The sequence below is a fragment of the Wolbachia endosymbiont of Atemnus politus genome, from assembly GCF_013309895.1.
On sequence record NZ_JAAXCS010000166.1, the window covers coordinates 1 to 2,163 of the forward strand.

1 protein-coding gene and 1 pseudogene are annotated in these 2,163 nt (G+C 37.7%); one reads left to right on the forward strand and one right to left on the reverse strand.

All coding sequences use genetic code 11. The features are described from left to right. Nucleotides 1–350: exonuclease/endonuclease/phosphatase family protein (locus HET73_RS07155; RefSeq protein WP_218939343.1), on the forward strand; the 350-nt coding region annotated here is incomplete at its 5' end. A gap of 4 nt (nucleotides 351–354) precedes the next feature. Here the strand turns inward: HET73_RS07155 and mutL are convergent. Beyond that, nucleotides 355–1,967 (reverse strand): annotated as a pseudogene (mutL, locus tag HET73_RS07160) (DNA mismatch repair endonuclease MutL); the annotation flags it as partial. Between the last annotated feature and the right edge of the window lie 196 nt (nucleotides 1,968–2,163).

Below are 2,163 nucleotides of genomic sequence, written 5' to 3' on the forward strand. Positions count from 1 at the left end.
TTGGTGAGGCGGGGGTAAATTATGTGATGGCTGGCCGTGGGAAAACTACAAGCGTGAAAGTGATAAGGCTTAAAGATCCCAAGTCGAGAATGCGTTTTTCTACTTGGAATGTGGGGACTCTGACTGGCAAGCATGGTGAGATTGCAGAAGTTTTGCTTAGAAGAATGGTGGATGTTTGCTGTGTGCAAGAGACAAGATGGTTGGGTGGGAAGGCAGATAAAAGGCTTTTTGAAAAAGGTGACTGGAAAAAGGAAGCAGGAGTGGGTGTTGCTGTGGCAAATGAATGGTGTGATAATGTTGTGGAAGTAAAAAGAATGAATGATCGTATGATTGTTGTTAAATTGACTTGACCAGGCACGCGATTGTAGCCAATATTTTGTTCACTTTATCCTCTATAGGTAGTGTGTCTTCTATCTCCGTTAATCTATCAACTATATTAATTAGCATCTCTTTTACATCTATTGCACCCAAAATCGCAGGAATTTCCCTCACTATAACTTTATTTTCTGTTTCGATTCCAATCTCAAAACCCATTTCGAAAAGCTTATCTTTATAAATTTCAACCATCTCCATCCCAGCTTGGTTTTCGATTTGAACCACTTCAGGAAGAAGCAATTTTTGTTTTTTTATGCTTGTTTTTTGTTTTAAGCATTCATACACTAACCTCTCATGGGCTGCATGTTGATCGACTACAACTAGTTTATCTCGAGCCTCAGCAATTATATAAGTATTGTAGACCTGGCAGCGTGCAAACCCTAGAGGATGGCTCTCTATCAAGTCAATTTGTTCCCTTTCCAGAACCATAGTTTCCACTTGTGGCAGGGGCTTTTGCATACCAGTAAAAGATTCTGACCGCTCTGATAAGCCTTTTACTTCTACATTTGGAGCATTAAATTCTTTCATTAGCCGATTTTCTAAATGGCTTGGCCTTCTTTCGTAAAATTCTTTTTGACTTTTTGCTTTTTTGTTTTCCTCAGTATTAACACTTCCTTGACTCTCATTAACCAAAGGTGGATATCTTAGTTCCTCTTCAATACCTCTCATTGTGCCTATTCTTGTCGACAATCCCTTAATTAACCCTCTCCTCACTATTTCATATATTAGCCTCTTATTCTGAAATCTTACTTCTGATTTATTTGGGTGCACATTTACATCTACTTGATCATATGGTACTTCTAAATGCAACGTCGCAAAAGGATATCTATCGCCTGGAATAAAATCATGATACGCGTATCGAATTGCACCAATAAGCAGGTTATCCTTAATTGGCCTTCCGTTAACAAACGTATAGATCATATCAGACTTACCACGATTGACAGTCGGTTTACAGATGTGCCCTGTAAGTCTAACTCTGTTTTCTTTTTCCTCAATTTCCAGAGCATTTTCCTGAAACTCTTTTTCTATTTCACATAGTCTACTAAATAATGAGGTTTGCTTAGCGTATTTTAAGAGCTTTTTATTACCTGAAATGAGACTAAACCCTATTCTATAATTTATCATTCTAAGTTGTTTACTATATCAACTATAGCTTGTGTTTCTGCTCTTTCGGTTTTCAGAAATTTTAGCCTATTTGGTGTGGCAAAAAACAAATCACGAACTTCAATATGTGTACCTTGTAATGAGGAGCAGGGTACAAGTTCCCCTATCTTTTCTCCACCCTCATACTTTATAGACCACGCTTCATTTGCTCTGATTGCTTTAGACGATAACTTTATTCTACTTACTGCTGCTATTGAAGGCAGAGCTTCCCCTCTAAAGCCAAGGTGTTTGATTTCTATTAATTCACTATCGCTCAATTTTGAAGTGGCATGGCGCATAAACGCAAGTCCTAAATCATCCTTTTCTATTCCATTTCCATCATCTATCACCGTAATAAGATTGCGCCCACCACTTTCTATTTTGATCTCTATTTCTGAACTTCCAGCATCTATTGCGTTCTCCACTACTACACTTGCTGGTCTCTCAATTGCCTCTCCCGCTGGTTTATTGTTTTTGTATCTATTATTGCCATCTACTTACCCTCTTTTTGCCTATATTAAAAGATTTAACATGAATTTACTACTGAAAATGTTGACTCCACTTTCTTTATTATGTAAAAGGTGTGGGCTCATTTTTTTGAACCGACGTTTTTGAAGCCGTTAAATTTGGGCTTTTAAGGTACTT